Below are 756 nucleotides of genomic sequence, written 5' to 3'. Positions count from 1 at the left end.
CACGGTGTGGTTCATGACTGGGGTGAAGTCGTAACAAGGTAGCCGTAGGGGAACCTGCGGCTGGATCACCTCCTTAACCGATGCATTGCTCTCGCGGCAAGTGCTCACAATGAATTACCTGATCAGATAAAGAGAGCAAACAGTAGAGTCAAACCTTCTCTGATGTTTAGCCCCGTAAATGGGTCTGTAGCTCAGTTGGTTAGAGCGCACCCCTGATAAGGGTGAGGTCGGCAGTTCAAGTCTGCCCAGACCCACCATTTACTTCGGTAGCTCAGTTAGTTAGAGCGCACCCCAAGAAGTTAAATGAAGAGAAGGGTGAGGTGGCTGGGTTTATTCAAGTCTGCCCAGGCCCACCAAATTCCTGTGATGCTGCGTTAAAATGCTCCTCGTATAGCGGGCTATACGTCGTCGCATTTTGCCTTGTCTCACAGAAATTTGTGAAGTAATAGACGTATACGATGGGGCCATAGCTCAGCTGGGAGAGCGCCTGCCTTGCACGCAGGAGGTCAGCGGTTCGATCCCGCTTGGCTCCACCATTTCGCTGTCATGACATTTCCGTGTGGAACTGTTTGTTTTGTGACCATTGATAAGTCGCCACGCTTAGCGTCGCCTTATCACTGTTCATCGAACAGTCGCTCTTTAACAATGTATATCATGCTGACAATATCGAATGACGATATAAGCATCTCTATCTCTGTCTTGACAGAAAACGATGTTTATTAAGTGTTCGATATGCAATTGTTTTGTGATACGTCT

The 756-nt window shown here is 48.1% G+C and carries 2 tRNA genes and 1 rRNA gene; all 3 read left to right on the top strand.

Going from position 1 to position 756, the window contains the following annotated elements:
• Positions 1–76 (top strand): 16S ribosomal RNA (locus HP566_RS03965); the annotation flags it as partial.
• A gap of 104 nt (positions 77–180) precedes the next feature.
• Positions 181–257 (top strand) — tRNA-Ile (locus HP566_RS03960).
• Between the two features lie 203 nt (positions 258–460).
• Positions 461–536: transfer RNA gene (locus tag HP566_RS03955), tRNA-Ala, on the top strand.
• Positions 537–756 lie beyond the last annotated feature (220 nt).

The sequence above is a fragment of the Vreelandella olivaria genome (assembly GCF_023507745.1).
In the GTDB taxonomy this organism is placed as follows: Bacteria; Pseudomonadota; Gammaproteobacteria; order Pseudomonadales; family Halomonadaceae; genus Vreelandella; species Vreelandella olivaria_A.
The sequence above is the reverse complement of the archived record's forward strand: the minus strand, read 5'-3'. Positions and strand labels throughout refer to the sequence as shown.